The sequence below is a fragment of the Planctomicrobium limosum genome, from assembly GCF_051465645.1.
Lineage (GTDB): Bacteria > Planctomycetota > Planctomycetia > Planctomycetales > Planctomycetaceae > Planctomicrobium.
Genome location: NZ_CP195790.1, coordinates 2,818,590 through 2,833,397 on the forward strand (window position 1 = coordinate 2,818,590; position 14,808 = coordinate 2,833,397).

Here is a 14,808-nt window from a genome sequence, read left to right on the forward strand (position 1 = left end):
ACAACTCACCGACAGCCCCAATACGACCGACTGTCGAACAAAATACAAACCTAATCGGCGACATACGCAGGACGTGCTGGGCTCACCTGCCCAACCGTCACACTGCACTTGCGGCAAAAACGCTCCTTCGCACCGTCAGCCTGATAACGATAACCCAAGCGAGACGGTTTATTACAAGCGCCGCAATAATACATCACATTGGACGAATGAACCGGCTTTTCCATCCGCAAACGCCCACCTTGTGGACTCTTTGGATGACCGCGTTTGACATGCTTAAAGACCAAGTTCACGCCCTCAACAACGACTTTTTCGCCGCCCTTAAGAACTTGCTGAACCAAGCGAGGTGATGAACTTTTATCGTCACCGGAGATCACTACAACCAGATCGCCCCGTCTAATTTTCATAGTTACACCACCTCAGCTGCAAGGCTGATAATCTTCATAAATCGGCGATCCCGCAGCTCACGTGCAACAGCACCGAAAATGCGTGTACCGCGAGGATTTCCATCATTATCGACCAGGACGATGGCATTGCTATCAAAACGAATATAGCTGCCGTCTTCTCGTCGAGTACCTTTACGAACCCGAACAATCACACCCCTGGTTACTCTTCCAGATTTATACGCATCTGGAGCACCAGCGATCGACTTCTGAATACTTACGACAACGATGTCACCCAAACCAGCGGTACGCCGTTTTGTTCCACCCAAGACCCTGATGCAGCGGACCGTTTTTGCACCGGTGTTATCCGCGACATCCATTATGGTCTGCATCTGAATCATGATGACACCATTCTCAAATCAATTAACCACAACAGAAATGCAACCGGCTGACAACTACTCAGCGCTAACAACACCAGCATCATTGCGACCCTTACCGGTCGCCAGAGATTCACGAGCCAACTGGCTCTCAACCTCACCAGATGCACTCACAACACGAACCAGTTCCCATCGCTTTGTCGCAGAGCGAGGTCGACATTCCGCAATCTCTACGGTATCGCCAACCTTCGACTGATTTGTCTCGTCGTGAACGTAACAAACAGTACGCCCACGAACGATTTTCTTATACTTCGCGTGTTGATACACACGACTCACGTCAACCCGTCGAGTCTTCGCATTGCGATCGCTAACAACAGTACCGATCAATGTTTTACGCATCTATCTGACACCTGATTGGTAAGATTAGCTTCAGTCACCTGAAGCCCAATCAACCGACTATGATTACTGATTCGACAACTCACGCTGACGCTGAACGGTCTTCATCCGTGCAATCGAACGACGAAGCTTTCGCAGACTGCTCGGGGCATCCAACTTTTCGGTTGATGCACGAATGCGTAACTGAAACAACTCAAGCTGAGTCTGATTTAACTCAGATGCCAGTTGATCGTCACTCAACTCTCGCAACGCTTTGGCCTTGGACATGCTTATCACTCGATTCAAACAACTGTTCGCTATCAATTAGCAATCCCGATTCCAATGAGATGAAATCGGGAGCGTCGCAGTGTAGCTTGCCTTTTTTGACTTTCCAGTCACTCAGGCATTCTTAAATCAGAATTCCTGAAAGGACCACACTTCTCCAATACTGACCCGTGGATTCCCACGAATGGAATGGAGGAAAACCTACGAACCTGGTGTTCGTTCAACCAGTCGAACTCGAACTGGAAGCTTGTGCGCGACGCGATTAAAGCAGTCACGTGCCGCTTCTTTCGACGCACCTGCAATCTCAAACAAAACCGTACCGGGCTTCACGACTGCAACCCAGCGATCCGGTTCCCCTTTACCCTTACCCATTCGAGTTTCCAACGGACGAGCAGTTACAGGCTTGTCCGGAAAAATACGAATGTAGAGCTTACCACCTGATCCACGAATATACTGCGATGCCGCAATTCGGCACGCTTCAATTGTGGTGGCGTTAATGTGACCTGGCTGAACAGACTGCAAGCCATATTCACCGAAGACCACGGTATTGCCACGAGTGGCATTACCTCTTATGCGACCTCTTTGGTTTTTTCGATGCTTGACCCGTTTCGGCATAAGCGCCATCGGTATTCTCCTCGTCTGCGTAATCGCCCAAATCGACCCAAACTTTAACGCCAATCACACCCTGTGCCGTTTTGGCGATGGCAAATCCGTAATCCACTCGTCGCTGCAAGGTTGACAACGGAATTGATCCGCGACTTGCCTTTTCGCAACGAGACATTTCTGCGCCGCCTAAGCGACCAGAAAGTTGAACCTTAACACCGTTGACGCCAGCTTCCATAACCTGATCAAGCGTACGCTTGATGGCTCGACGGAAACTTCCTCGCTTTGTCAGCTGCTGGCAAATATCCTCAGCAACCAATTGAGCACGACGGAACGGATTGTTGATTTCAACAATCTTCACTTCCATCCGACGACCAAAACGGTCTTCCAGCTGTGCCTTGAGCCGATCGATCTCTTGCCCCTTCTTCCCAATAATAATACCGGGACGAGCAGAGTGCAGATAAACCACAACCTGATCTCGGGTGCGCTCGATCTCGACCTTCTCAATTGCAGCTGACTTGTATTCAGCGCCGATGAACCGACGAATCTTCTGATCTTCAACCAGGAGATCGCCGAATTCTTTCTTGCTCGCATACCAACGGCTGCGCCAGTCTTCCGTGATTCCGATACGAAAGCCAAGCGGATGTGTCTTCTGTCCCATAGCTCACTCGTTAGTTTAAATGGATGCCTAACGCTTGGTCCTGGCAAACCAACTCTCTAATTACTCCACTTCTGGAGCGTCAATAGCTACCAGGATATGGGCGAATCGTCGACGAATCATAAATGCTTGACCACGAGCACGTGGGCGAATTCGCTTAAACATTGGCCCACCATCAACGCGAGCGTCGACGATTGGCAAGTTATCAACGTTTCTCGCACCACGATCTTCTGCGTTAGCTGCAGCACTCTTCAGCACTTTTTCCAAGAACCGTGCACCACGGTTTGGAATGTATTTCAATGCGTCCAAGCCTTCAACGACAGACATTCCTCGGATCAAATCCGCAAATGGTCGCACCTTCGTCGCTGATATACGTGCGAAACGATGTGTAGCCTTGACCTGTGACATTGTCTTCCTCTATCCCAACCCATCGTGTGTCACACTTGTAACACCGAGTTCGCAACACAGCAACTATCAACCAAATAGATCTACTAGCGATTACCTTTTGCACCGTGTCCTCGGAATGTCCGAGTAGGTGCAAATTCGCCCAACTTATGACCAACCATATCCTCGGTCACATAAACCTGGATATGTGCCTTGCCATTGTGCACCAAAAATGTATGCCCAATGAACTCCGGCGAGATTGTCGACCGGCGTGCCCAGGTCTTGATCTGCTGCTTCGACCCGGTCAAATCCAACCGTGAAATCTTCTTCAACAGGTTCTCATCGACGAAGGGGCCTTTTTTCAGCGAACGACCCATGACTTAGACCTTTCCCAGCGATTCCGACAAACTGCGGACCAGTAAATGTTCTACTACTGTCTCATACCGCGATCCAATTGATCGCAACTATTAAATCTTCTTCAAGCCGTTACGACGTGATCGACGACGACGAATAATCGCACGTGATGACGACTTACGACGCTTACGAGTATTTCCACCCTTTGCCAACCGACCAGTTGGACTACAAGGATGACGTCCACCCGCTGTACGACCTTCGCCCCCACCCATCGGGTGAGCAACTGGGTTCATCGCAGTACCGCGAACGTGTGGGCGACGGCCCTTCCAACGTTTACGTCCAGCTTTACCCAAAACAATATTCTGGTGATCTGAGTTACCAACAACCCCGATCGTAGCGCGACATTTTGCAGGCAGACGACGAACTTCGCCTGACGGCAAAGTAATCTGAGCCCAGCCTTTGTCAGTCGCATTCATCACGGCACTATTGCCGGCACTACGTACCAGCTGTCCGCCGCGACCTGGCTGCATTTCAACGTTATGAATCTGAGTTCCGGCTGGAATCTTTTCCAGTGGAAGACAGTTGCCGTTCTTTGGCTCTGCATTCGCCCCGTTCATCAAGACATCGCCAGCCTTCAGGCCATTCGGTGCCAAGATGTAGGATTTTACAGTTGCGCCGGTCTCCGGGCAAACATGCTCAACCAAGGCAATTCGAGCGGATCGGTTCGGATCGTACTCAATGTGCGTAACCGTCAAAGCAACGTCATCGATTCGACGCTTGAAGTCGACGATGCGGTACATCTTACGGAACCCGCCGCCGCGATGGCGTGACGTGATCTTCCCGTGGAAGTTACGACCACCATGCTTTTTGACGCGAACCGTCAGGCTCTTCTCGGGTCGTTTCTTACGGTCCGTGATTTCTGCAAAATCACTTACCGTCGCACCGCGACGTCCTGGCGTGACCGGTTTGTAAAAACGAATCCCCATCGTACTGTCCTGACAATATTCTCAATCGTTGTCGAATCGGCGACATCGCCAATGGATCGCCCAGCGTTGGCAAACCAGATTCCGATCAGTCCAACGTCGTTTGGCGGCACACTGTAAGCTTTAACGGTCAAGATCGCAATTTTAGAAGAACGAAATTCGGTCTTCTTCGTGCAATTGAACAACCGCCTTCTTCCAATCGGCTGTTCGGCCAAGCTGCAGACGACTACGTCGCGGCTTGCCCTTGCGAGTTTGAGTGCGTACCTCAACAACTCGAACATTCCACAGCTTTTCAACAGCCGAACGAATGTCAGCTTTGTTTGCTTGCGTATGAACCTGAAAGGTATAGGCATTCAGCTTTGTGGACTGATGCACGCCTTTTTCGGTCACCAGAGGACGCAAAATCACCTGGTGTGCTTCCAGCTTCAAGCCGCCTTCGCGACAATCCACTGACTCTTTTTCAGCCTGAACGGATTTATTTTCTGCTGTCATTGTATTGCTCCTGGCGATCAAATCGGCATTAGCCGACGGTCACTGCTTCCGGGTTCCCCTGACGTGCCTGATCAATGGCTTCCCGGGTAATCAGCAATCGCTTTTGATGCAGCAGCTGATACGCGTTCAACTCTTTCACTGGCGAAATCCAGAGATTTTCAATATTCCGACCTGACTTCCAAATGTTCAGATCGTAATCCGGAATCACCAGCAACACTGACTCAGACGAAACACCCAAAGCCTTGAGCATCTCAACAACAGGCTTTGTCTTAGCTTCTTTCAAAAAGAAAGAATCCAAAACAGTCGCCTCTTGATCCTGAAACTTACTCAACAATGCCATACGAGTGGCCAAACGAACAGCTTTTTTCGGGAGACGATAGCTCCAGTCTTTAGGCTGCTTCGCAAAGGTATGCCCACCCCCACGACGAATTGGAGAACGCTTCGTACCAACACGAGCGTTACCTGTTCCTTTTTGTCGGAACAGCTTCTTCGTACTTCCCGAAACTTCACCGCGAGTCTTGGTCTTTACAGACCCTTGACGAACGTTCGTCTCATACATAACGACAACGTCATGCAGAAGCTGCTTGCTAATCCGGTCAGCCAGCTCATTTCCGTCAAACTCATAGGAGCCGACGTTTTTGCCGTCCATTCCGCGAACCGGTGCGGAGATTTTTGTGCTGTCTACCATTACTCAATCTCTCAACTGTGCGATTTCGAATTCAATCCCGACAATTCCACATACCGGGAACCACCCGAACACACATCACCGCTATTTTGCTACCCGAATCACCACGTATCCGCCGTTTGGCCCTGGAATTGCTCCATTCACCAACAGCATATTATTTTCAACATCAATCTTAATAACTTTGAGATTCCGAACAGTGGAGCGAGCATTTCCATGCTGCCCTGCCATTCGCATCCCCTTCTTGATCATACCGCTGGTACCGCGGTTCATTGCGTTGGCACCGATGGCTCCAACACGACGGTGAACCTTCTTGGTACCATGTGAGCTTCCCTGGCCGGAGAAGTTGTGACGCTTCATCGCACCAGTCGTACCACGCCCCTTACTGGTTCCAACAACGTCAACATAGGCGACGCCATCAAAGAGACCAGCATTCAAGACTTGACCAACTTCCACACCTGCAGATTCACCATCAACGCGAAACTCGCGAATGAATCGTTTAGGCTCGCAATTTGCCTTCGAACGAGCTTCAACACCCGCCTCGGCCAATCGCTTTTGACGCTTACTCTTCAAAACCGCAACATGCCCTCGCTCAGCGCGATTTGCACGATTACGATTTCGCTGTTCCGAATCGCGAGCCAAGTCCTTCTGGCTGAGCTTATCATCAAAGCCCAACTGAACAGCCTCGTAGCCATCCCGATCAGCAGTCTTGACCTGCAGAACCGCACATGGCCCTGCTTCGATCACAGTGACAGGCACCATTGCGCCTGACTCACTATAGACCTGCGTCATTCCAACTTTTCTTCCGAGTAGCCCGACGGGCATGGCTCGACCCCTCAATACAGACGCGTGAAACACACACGATTTTTATAAAATAATCAAGACACCGGACAAAATCGACACTCGCCCGGCACCCACAACCTCACACGTACAGCGGCAACACCACTGAAACTATGTCGAGGCTTTAATCTTGATATCCACACCAGCTGGCAACGAGAGCTTATTCAAAGCGTCGATCGTTTTACCAGTTGGCTGAACAATGTCAATCACCCGCTTGTGAGTCCGAATCTCGAACTGCTCGCGAGATTTCTTATCAATATGAGGGCTTCTCAAAACGGTATACCGTTCGATTCGCGTTGGCAATGGAATCGGCCCGTGCACAACAGCACCCGTCCGCTTAGCAGTATCGACAATATCAGTTGCCGACTGATCAAGGATGGTATGGTCGTATGCCTCCATCCGGATACGGATACGTTCGTTTGCAGCCACGTGCGAACTTCCTTTTGCGTAAACGCCTACATCTCAACAGTCTCGGCACCGAGAGCCATGCCCCGGTGCGGGAAACGCGAGATACTAATTCTCATTCCTTCTTTTGTCAAACGTCTTCGCCTCCCACTTTCTCAGACTTTCCCGGGAGGTTTCCAAATTCGAGTTTTCGCCCCGTGATTCCCGCCATCTGCATTCAGTTGAGAACAGAGTTCTTTTTTTATTCTTGGCTTTTGTGCGTCTTTCGCACATGGAACTCCATATTGACGAATATTGCCGATTCGACGTACGTTTCGATTCAGTTCCGGTTAGTTCTTGACTTGCGTCGCATCTCTTGCGAACCAAACCATTAACAGACGGGCTCCGGTGAAATCCAAGACAGTGCAGCATTCACCGGTCAAATGAAAGACCACAACGGCACACAGTGGTTTGCCTTCCCGGACGCAGACACGCGAGGTTTTCATCGGAGAATCCCTCATAACTGCATCCGCAACCAACAAACTCTCACGTCTCCGGCACAAGAAGACAATGAGATCTACACAATTGGAACGCCAGATGAATTCCCCTGTCGCTGCGGCCATCCAACTTGCCCCTCAACAACAGGTCGAGCTCGACAGCAGCGAACGCGTTACGCCACAGAGAGTTAAGCAGTTTCAGTCATACCGCATGAGACTGCCGCTCACTTCATTCTGCCTGATCCTTGGATTCTCAATCGCGCTTTGCTCTCGTCCAAGAATCACAATCAACGGCTTTCTGGAGCAATTCATTGATGCCGCAGGCTATCTCCTCATTATTGCAGGCATCGGAATTCGACTGTGGTCGATTTCAACGATTGCGTCTCGCAAATCAGTGCAGCTTGTCACAAATGGTCCTTACTCACTGTGTCGCAATCCGCTCTACATCGGAACATTGCTGATTTCCATGGGATTCCTCTGCCTGGTTCAAAACCTGACAATGGCGACCCTGACCCTGCCAATCATTCTCCTGTACATCTTCGGAGTTGTGCCTGCTGAAGAGAAAGTACTTCGAAGTATCCACGGCAGTGCGTTTGACTCCTACTGCGCATCAACTTCTCGCTGGCTTCCAAAATCGTTCAGCATGAAACGACTGTACTCGAACCCGATCTGGACCAAAGGAGTGCGTCGTGAATTCGAATGTGCTGTGTGGTGGCTTGTCATCGCAGCCGCAGTCCACATCACCTGCGACTTGCGAATGGAAGCCTGGTGGCCTCACCCGTTCGACATGCCATAACCGCCTCTGCGATTGAATAGAACAACTCAACATCAATAAGGCCCCTGAGTATTAGCACTCAGGGGCCTTATTGTTATCTCCTAATTACACTTGGCCGAATCGACTTATTATATGATCCCATCACCCTCTTCTCGACAAACAAAAGGCTGAACACAGCGTGCCAGAAACGCGGTACCGATTGGAGAACTGCTCTCAATCCCAACGTGTGCAGTCTACTCTTCTGTTCCTTGAAGCCATACAGAGACATTTGATCTCCACGAAATACATCGTCAAAATACGCTGATAAAACGAAAAGAGGCCTGAGCCCCACAACGGAGCCCAGGCCTCTTATTCAATAATAACTGACCAGAGAAGGTGCTTAGCCTTCCATGATGTCTTTCTCTTTTTCCTTAGCGAAATCGTTGACCTGACCTTCAAACTTTTTGGTCAGCTCCTGAATTTCGTCCTTCAGACCAGCAAGAATATCTTCTGAGAAGAGCTTTTCTTTCTCTGAAGTTTCAGCTTGCTTGTTTGCATCACGGCGAACGTTGCGAATTGCAACTCGTGCTTCTTCAGCAAACTTATTAACCCGAGTCGTCAATTCACGCCGACGTTCTGTCGAGAGCGGTGGAACATTAATACGAATCAGGCGACCATCTGAATTTGGCGCAAGACCGGCGTCGCTTGACTGAATTGCCTTGATAATTTCATTGAGATTCCCCTGATCAAACGGGCGAATCACAATCTGCTGCGGCTCAGGACAACTAATGTTTGCAATCTGCTTTAATGGCGTCGGTGAACCAAAGTAGTTCACGCGAACGGAGTCAACCAACCCCGGCGATGCCCGACCAGTTCGCAAGCCTTGAAGCGAACCACGGAAGACTTCAACAGCCTTCTCCATTCGTTCTTCAGCATCCAGAAGAATCTCTTCATTGCCCATTGCCATATTTCGCTCCCACAGAACAGATTAACTGTCTTTTCTAGACCGGTTCGGTCAATCATGTGGCCGCGAAGCAACCTTCTCAGTAGGAGAAAAGCTGAATTCCGCATGCCAGATTCGCTGCATGATTTCTGGAAATGATCTAGAGCAATTTGCTCTACCGCGTGACCGTACTGCAGCGTGACCGGACGATGAAAGATGAATTCACCAGCCAACTTACACTGCATTCATTCACAGAATGCTTGGACGGGAATTCCGATGCTCCGACGGTCGCCGAAGCAACGAGGAACCAACTGTTCCGCCAACATTCCCCACTGATGGAACAATAATCCACAGTGGAATGAATGAGAAGTGGGCAATTCAATAGAATTGGCCCGAATTCCAGCTATCAGATGGATTTATACCATCTCGCCGGACTTAGACAGGCCACAGAATCGCTCGTACTCCTATGAAGGGAAGTCTCGCACTGGACCAAAAGCGGCTCCAGTGCGCAAAGCAAACGACTTCCAATGAGACCTTCACTGAAGCGATGCGGACCCCGTTCATCGAGTCAGGCACGCACCACGATTACCAGACGTCCCGTTAATCGACGTAAACTGCAGGCTCTGTGCCTTCAACGACTTCGCCAACAATGTGCGAACCAAACCCACATTCCCGAACGACATCTTGAACCGCACTGACCTGATCAGGATGGACCGCAACGACCATTCCGATTCCCATGTTGAAAACACGAGACATTTCGTCTCGATCAACATTTCCGAGCTTCTGAAGCCATTGGAAAACAGGCGGAACCGTCCAGCTTGTGCGACGCACAGCCGCCTGCAATCCCTCGGGAATGATGCGTCCCGTATTTTCTGCGATTCCCCCACCTGTGATGTGAGCAAGCCCCCTCACAGTCGTCTGAGAATCAGTTTTCAGTGCCAGGAGTTTCTGAACCACGTCGGCATAAATCCGTGTTGGAACCAGCAGGGCGTCGCCCACAGTCATTCCGAGTTCTTCGACGTATGCGGAAACATCGAGCCCAGCCGCACCAAATACAATCTTTCGAACAAGACTGAACCCATTCGAGTGCAAGCCTGACGACTCGATCCCCACGAGAACATTGCCTTTCTGGATCTTCTTTCCATCTAGAATCTGATCTCTTTCAACAACGCCGACGCAGAACCCGGCCATATCGAAATCACCGGGAGCATACAGATCCGGCATAATTGCAGTTTCACCGCCAATCAGAGCGGATTTGGCCTGCAAACAGCCGTCCGAAACTCCTTTGACTAATGCCGTCGTCAAATCAGGGTTATCCTGCCCCAACGCGACATAATCGAGAAAGAAGAGCGGTTCTGCTCCCAAGCACAAACAGTCATTGACACACATGCCCACGAGATCGATCCCGATGGTGTCGTATCGTTGGGCAAGCATCGCGACTTTGATTTTCGTACCGACGCCATCAGTCCCAGAGACGAGCACTGGATCCTGGTACTTCCGTCCGTCTCCGTTCAATCCAAACAATCCTGCAAATCCCCCCATCAATGGGAGGACTCGCGGCGTCTGGGTCCGCTGCATCAAAGCAGGAAGGCGGGCCATCGCCTCTTCGTACGAATCGAGGTCCACACCAGCATCTTTGTACGAAATCGCCATCTCAACAACACTTTACTAAATAAGCACTTACAAGATTCAGCCAACCCGCAGCAGGCGATACGACGATCCACCGAGACGGGCCCAACTGCAAGGCAATTAAACAAACAAAAGCCAGTATTTCCAAGAGTCCTGCGTCGTGAGACTCTGAACTCCGCCTTTACTGTACAAGAGCCATTAGAGCAATTTCCGCAAGTCTTTGCACCGGATCGGAACGGTGGATTCGGTCACAACTCATTGCCACAAGGGACTCGCAGTTTGATTTGATGCAGACAACGATTCAAAATAACAGTCGTCGTCCCCTTCCCCTGTGATCAACTGTCTTTGGGCACATTCTGCATTTCGGAGGGAACCAAAACCTTGCTGTCGAATGAATCAGAGATATCTTCGCAATGAGAATATGGCGATGACCGGGTTGCGGTTGATCCCCCCTTGTTTCGACTTCGAAGCGAAACTCCTGCTGACGGCATTTCTGATTCGAAAACGAAGAAGGGACGTCAGAATCGGGAGATACTGATTTTTTAACCGAAATCTCCGACCGCGACTGCCTCCAACAGATCTGAAGGTCAACCTTGAAAAAACTCGTCGAAATCAGTGTTGAACTGGATGCAATTCTGAACGCTGCGATTGAGATGCTGGATGCGGAAATGGGCAACATTCAAATGCTCATACCCGAGACTCAAACTCTTACGGTTGCTGCGCATCGTGGTTTTGACAGCGCAAAGCTCAAGCACTTTCAGGGAATCACAGAGGTTGACGGCTCGGCATGCGGTCGAGCGTTGAAGAGTCGTCAACGGGTTATTGTCCCTGACATTCTGGAAGACAATCTGTACGAACCCTTTCGAGATGCCGCGATTGCAGCTGGCTATCGAGGCGTGCAGGCGACCCCATTGATCAATCGCAGCGGGAAACTTGTCGGAATCCTTTCAACCCATTTCTGTACCCCACACTGTCCCGACCAGATTCAGTTACGCATGCTGGATCTTTATGCTCAGCAAGCTGTTCATACCATCGAAGCCAGCCGCATCGCGAGCATCGCTCTCCGTAGTGAACATCTTCTACGGACTTTGTATGAATTCAGTGAAGCGACACAAAATCAGGACGCCCAGGATTCGGTGATGTCCATCGCAATGGAGTCTCTGGGACAGGTACTGGATGTCGATCACTGCTTTTTTGCGGAACTCAATGCTGCCCCACTCTCGATTGGAATCCGGCATGAATGGTCCAAGCATCCATCCGAAACGATGACTCAGGCAGACGTCAAGCATATCAGTGAATTGCGAATTGATCTCCTTCGACAAGGAAAAACGCTGGCAATCAGTACTCCCAAGCCAGTGGCTTCGGAGAACAGATTCTTCACCCCATTCGACTGGATGCAAGAACCAGACTTCATTGACGATGTGAAGTCTTCAACAGAGAAAATGACCGCGGCGTTTCCCAGTCTCATCTGCCCTCTCCGCAAAGGTGGAGAGACCGTCTGGCTGCTGGGAGTTCAACAGAAGAAACCTCGCATATGGACCGACGATGAAATTCGGCTGGTGAAGCAAATTGCAGACAAAGCATGGATTCACATCGAAAAGGCACGTGCGTTACAGGAGCTGATAGAGAACGAGAGTCGATTCCGAACAGTTCTCACATCAATCCCCATTGCCATCTGGAGAACAGATGCCGAGGGGGAAATGGTTTCTGACAACCAGTCCTGGTCAAACTACACAGGTCAAGCCTGGGATGAGTTCCGCGGGCGGGGTTGGCTCAATGCAATTCACCCTGATGATCGAGACGGCGTTATTGAGAACTGGAGATCATGCATTGCACAGAGCAGTTCTTATTCGGCCAAATACCGCTTGCAGAACCGTTTTGGTGAGTATCGACATGTCTGCTCGCGAAGCACGCCTGTCATCGATGCCGACGGCGACATTACCGAATGGATCGGCTTCTGCGACGATATTCATCAACAATCGATTTCAGAGGCAAGAAATCGCTTCCTCGTCCAACTGGATGACGCAGTTCAGGGGGAAGTCTCGCCGCAGGAAATCACACAGACCGCAGCCAGATTGCTCGCTCAATACCTTGAAGTGAACCGATGTGCTTACGCCGAGTTCGAGCGAGATGAAAACACATTCAATCTGACAGGAGACTACAACGAAGGGGTCAGTAGTATTGTCGGACGTTACCGACTGACGGACATTAGCGAAGACCTCGCCGATTCAGTCATGGCCGGACGAACATTCGTCTGTAATGACATCGAAAGCGGGGACCGATCCCAGAAAGAACTTGCACAGTATCGCAGCCTGAAAATCGCCTCTCTCATCTGCGTTCCGCTGCATAAATCAGGGCATCTGATTGCTTCTCTGGGAGTCAATCAAATTCGTCCTCGCGTCTGGCAGCCAGAAGAGATTGAACTCGTACAGCAAGTCGCGCTGCGATGTTGGGAATCGATTGAACGAGCGCGAATTTCCCGAGAGTTACGCCAGAATGAATACCGCCTGCGACTGGCACAGCAGGCAGGTCGAATTGGCAGTTTCGAATGGCGGATTTCAGAAGGCCAGCTGATCTGGACCGAAGAACTTTGCCTCCTCTACGGGATCAACCTTGAGCAATTCTCCGGTAGAGTGGACGACTGGATCAACCGCAGTCCGCCAGATTCGGCAACTCGACTCCGGCGACAGATTGAGCATTGCCTGCACGAAGGGGAATCAGAGCTCAACATTGAATACGAAGGGACGCACTCAGATGGTCAGACTCGATGGCTGAAGTGTCAGGCGATGATTCTTTACGATAGCGTCAGTTCCCCTCGAAAGATGATCGGTGTCATCATTGATATTGATCAGCAGAAGCGGGCTGTCGCTGCATTGCAGGATGCCGACCGCCGTAAAGATGAGTTCCTCGCGACGCTGGCACACGAGCTTCGTAATCCGCTTGCCCCGATTCACAATGCAATCGAAGTTTTGCAACTCGGAAAGAACTCCCCGGAAACCTGTACAGAGTTGCAAAGCATCATTCAGAGACAGGTTCAACAGCTCATCCGGCTTGTTGACGACCTGCTCGATGTTTCTCGAATCACTCGTGGAAAAATTGAACTTCGCCGCTGCGAAACCGAACTCGCCACCGTTCTCAAAAATGCCTTGGAGACCAGTGATTCTGTCATCGCGGCAAACAAGCATCGCGTCCACTTCGCATTGCCAGAGAAACCTATCTGGCTGGATGCAGATCAGACGCGACTCTCTCAGGTCTTCTCCAACCTATTGAACAACGCCGCGAAGTACAGCGACCCCAATGGAGAAATCAGCCTGCATATTATTCCGGAGGAGAATCAGGTCGCTGTTGAAGTGACTGATAGCGGAATCGGCATTCCTGAATCAATGTTGAAACTCATCTTCGAACCGTTTACGCAGGTGGATCGGTCGATCAGCCGTTCTCAGGGGGGACTGGGAATTGGTCTGACACTCGTGAAGCGGCTCGTGGAACTCCACAACGGGGAAATTTCTGTTCGTCGAGCCGACATCGGAACAGGGACCACATTCAGCGTTACGCTTCCCCGCATTCATCCCAAAGCTGCGGCGCAGAGAGCGGCCCCAATATTGTCCTCAGATAAACTGCCAAACCGCCGCGTGCTTGTGGTCGACGACACTCCTGCCGCACGATACATGCTCAGCAGACTTCTGGAAAAGTTGGGACAATCGGTCTACACAGCTGACAACGCACTGACCGGTCTGGAATTGGCGAAAAAGATCCAACCAGACATCATTATTTCGGACATCGGGATGCCGAATATCGATGGTTATCAGTTCGCCGAGATGATTCGTTCAAGCCCCGAACTCAGCCACATTCAACTGGTGGCTCTGACAGGTTTCGGCCAGGAATCAGACCGTTCAAAGTCAGCGATGTCAGGGTTCAACTGCCACCTGATCAAGCCGGTAAGCACTCAGATGCTCTACCAACTCATCATGCAGAAATCCCCAGCGACCAATAGTGCAACGTCGTGATCCAGACAGGTTTCAGAGCGACTTCCAACTTGCCTCATTGCGATGTTCGAATCAGATCTCGTTCAACCTGTAACGAACCGTTCGTGGGCTGAAATTCCCTGACAGCCAATAAGTCGTCATCCATCAGCGATGGACATAAATAAAGAGAAAGAGAGCTGCTTTTTCAGTCACTGAAAATGCA

General features: G+C 50.5%; 17 protein-coding genes. 2 read left to right on the top strand and 15 right to left on the bottom strand.

Features of this window, described 5'->3' with window-relative positions:
• Positions 1–50: 50 nt before the first annotated feature.
• The 13 genes from rplX to rpsJ form a co-directional block, all read right to left on the bottom strand.
• Entirely contained in the window at positions 51–404 is a 354-nt protein-coding gene (gene rplX / locus SH527x_RS10535; protein ID WP_437190637.1) for a 50S ribosomal protein L24, read from the bottom strand.
• Positions 405–406: 2 nt separating this feature from the next.
• Positions 407–781 carry a 50S ribosomal protein L14 gene (gene rplN, locus SH527x_RS10540; protein ID WP_437190638.1) on the bottom strand — a complete coding sequence of 125 codons (375 nt, stop codon included), beginning with the start codon at positions 779–781 and terminating at the stop codon, positions 407–409.
• A 54-nt stretch (positions 782–835) separates the two neighbouring features.
• Positions 836–1,156: a 30S ribosomal protein S17 gene (gene rpsQ, locus SH527x_RS10545; RefSeq protein WP_437190639.1), complete on the bottom strand. Its 321-nt coding sequence runs from the start codon at positions 1,154–1,156 to the stop codon at positions 836–838.
• A gap of 63 nt (positions 1,157–1,219) precedes the next feature.
• Positions 1,220–1,420, bottom strand: coding sequence for a 50S ribosomal protein L29 (gene rpmC / locus SH527x_RS10550; RefSeq protein WP_437190640.1), 201 nt, complete (start codon positions 1,418–1,420; stop codon positions 1,220–1,222).
• A gap of 198 nt (positions 1,421–1,618) precedes the next feature.
• Positions 1,619–2,041, bottom strand: coding sequence for a 50S ribosomal protein L16 (gene rplP / locus SH527x_RS10555; RefSeq protein ID WP_437190641.1), 423 nt, complete (start codon positions 2,039–2,041; stop codon positions 1,619–1,621).
• Positions 1,980–2,681: a 30S ribosomal protein S3 gene (gene rpsC, locus SH527x_RS10560; protein WP_437190642.1), complete on the bottom strand. Its 702-nt coding sequence runs from the start codon at positions 2,679–2,681 to the stop codon at positions 1,980–1,982. The genes rplP and rpsC overlap by 62 nt, the downstream gene beginning before the upstream one ends.
• Positions 2,682–2,741: 60 nt before the next feature.
• On the bottom strand, positions 2,742–3,086 hold the full coding sequence (gene rplV / locus SH527x_RS10565; RefSeq protein ID WP_437190643.1) for a 50S ribosomal protein L22: 345 nt from the start codon (positions 3,084–3,086) through the stop codon (positions 2,742–2,744).
• Positions 3,087–3,169: 83 nt separating this feature from the next.
• On the bottom strand, positions 3,170–3,439 hold the full coding sequence (gene rpsS / locus SH527x_RS10570; RefSeq protein ID WP_437190644.1) for a 30S ribosomal protein S19: 270 nt from the start codon (positions 3,437–3,439) through the stop codon (positions 3,170–3,172).
• 90 nt (positions 3,440–3,529) lie between these two features.
• Positions 3,530–4,402: a 50S ribosomal protein L2 gene (gene rplB, locus SH527x_RS10575; RefSeq protein ID WP_437190645.1), complete on the bottom strand. Its 873-nt coding sequence runs from the start codon at positions 4,400–4,402 to the stop codon at positions 3,530–3,532.
• A 141-nt stretch (positions 4,403–4,543) separates the two neighbouring features.
• Complete coding sequence (gene rplW / locus SH527x_RS10580; RefSeq protein WP_437190646.1) at positions 4,544–4,891, bottom strand: 50S ribosomal protein L23; 348 nt, start codon at positions 4,889–4,891, stop codon at positions 4,544–4,546.
• Between the two features lie 28 nt (positions 4,892–4,919).
• Complete coding sequence (rplD, locus tag SH527x_RS10585) at positions 4,920–5,579, bottom strand: 50S ribosomal protein L4 (protein ID WP_437190647.1); 660 nt, start codon at positions 5,577–5,579, stop codon at positions 4,920–4,922.
• Positions 5,580–5,660: 81 nt separating this feature from the next.
• Positions 5,661–6,398 (bottom strand): 50S ribosomal protein L3, encoded by a 738-nt coding sequence (gene rplC / locus SH527x_RS10590; RefSeq protein ID WP_437190648.1) that lies wholly within the window; start codon positions 6,396–6,398, stop codon positions 5,661–5,663.
• A 126-nt stretch (positions 6,399–6,524) separates the two neighbouring features.
• Complete coding sequence (rpsJ, locus tag SH527x_RS10595) at positions 6,525–6,842, bottom strand: 30S ribosomal protein S10 (protein WP_437190649.1); 318 nt, start codon at positions 6,840–6,842, stop codon at positions 6,525–6,527.
• Positions 6,843–7,367: 525 nt separating this feature from the next.
• On the opposite strand from rpsJ, the gene SH527x_RS10600 reads away from it, so the two are divergent.
• Entirely contained in the window at positions 7,368–8,090 is a 723-nt protein-coding gene (locus SH527x_RS10600; protein WP_437190650.1) for a methyltransferase family protein, read from the top strand.
• A gap of 358 nt (positions 8,091–8,448) precedes the next feature.
• Here SH527x_RS10600 and frr read toward each other — a convergent pair whose 3' ends face one another.
• Positions 8,449–9,009 carry a ribosome recycling factor gene (frr, locus tag SH527x_RS10605; protein ID WP_437194619.1) on the bottom strand — a complete coding sequence of 187 codons (561 nt, stop codon included), beginning with the start codon at positions 9,007–9,009 and terminating at the stop codon, positions 8,449–8,451.
• 582 nt (positions 9,010–9,591) lie between these two features.
• Entirely contained in the window at positions 9,592–10,644 is a 1,053-nt protein-coding gene (gene purM, locus SH527x_RS10610) for a phosphoribosylformylglycinamidine cyclo-ligase (RefSeq protein WP_437190651.1), read from the bottom strand.
• A gap of 569 nt (positions 10,645–11,213) precedes the next feature.
• On the opposite strand from purM, the gene SH527x_RS10615 reads away from it, so the two are divergent.
• Entirely contained in the window at positions 11,214–14,627 is a 3,414-nt protein-coding gene (locus SH527x_RS10615) for a GAF domain-containing protein (RefSeq protein ID WP_437190652.1), read from the top strand.
• The last annotated feature ends 181 nt before the right edge of the window (positions 14,628–14,808 follow it).

Coding starts and splice junctions, on each gene's coding strand:
- rplX (WP_437190637.1), bottom strand. CDS start 404: ATGAAAATTAGACGGGGCGATCTGGTTGTAGTGATCTCCGGTGACGAT.
- rplN (WP_437190638.1), bottom strand. CDS start 781: ATGATTCAGATGCAGACCATAATGGATGTCGCGGATAACACCGGTGCA.
- rpsQ (WP_437190639.1), bottom strand. CDS start 1,156: ATGCGTAAAACATTGATCGGTACTGTTGTTAGCGATCGCAATGCGAAG.
- rpmC (WP_437190640.1), bottom strand. CDS start 1,420: ATGTCCAAGGCCAAAGCGTTGCGAGAGTTGAGTGACGATCAACTGGCA.
- rplP (WP_437190641.1), bottom strand. CDS start 2,041: ATGGCGCTTATGCCGAAACGGGTCAAGCATCGAAAAAACCAAAGAGGT.
- rpsC (WP_437190642.1), bottom strand. CDS start 2,681: ATGGGACAGAAGACACATCCGCTTGGCTTTCGTATCGGAATCACGGAA.
- rplV (WP_437190643.1), bottom strand. CDS start 3,086: ATGTCACAGGTCAAGGCTACACATCGTTTCGCACGTATATCAGCGACG.
- rpsS (WP_437190644.1), bottom strand. CDS start 3,439: ATGGGTCGTTCGCTGAAAAAAGGCCCCTTCGTCGATGAGAACCTGTTG.
- rplB (WP_437190645.1), bottom strand. CDS start 4,402: ATGGGGATTCGTTTTTACAAACCGGTCACGCCAGGACGTCGCGGTGCG.
- rplW (WP_437190646.1), bottom strand. CDS start 4,891: ATGACAGCAGAAAATAAATCCGTTCAGGCTGAAAAAGAGTCAGTGGAT.
- rplD (WP_437190647.1), bottom strand. CDS start 5,579: ATGGTAGACAGCACAAAAATCTCCGCACCGGTTCGCGGAATGGACGGC.
- rplC (WP_437190648.1), bottom strand. CDS start 6,398: ATGCCCGTCGGGCTACTCGGAAGAAAAGTTGGAATGACGCAGGTCTAT.
- SH527x_RS10600 (WP_437190650.1), top strand. CDS start 7,368: ATGAGATCTACACAATTGGAACGCCAGATGAATTCCCCTGTCGCTGCG.
- frr (WP_437194619.1), bottom strand. CDS start 9,009: ATGGGCAATGAAGAGATTCTTCTGGATGCTGAAGAACGAATGGAGAAG.
- purM (WP_437190651.1), bottom strand. CDS start 10,644: ATGGCGATTTCGTACAAAGATGCTGGTGTGGACCTCGATTCGTACGAA.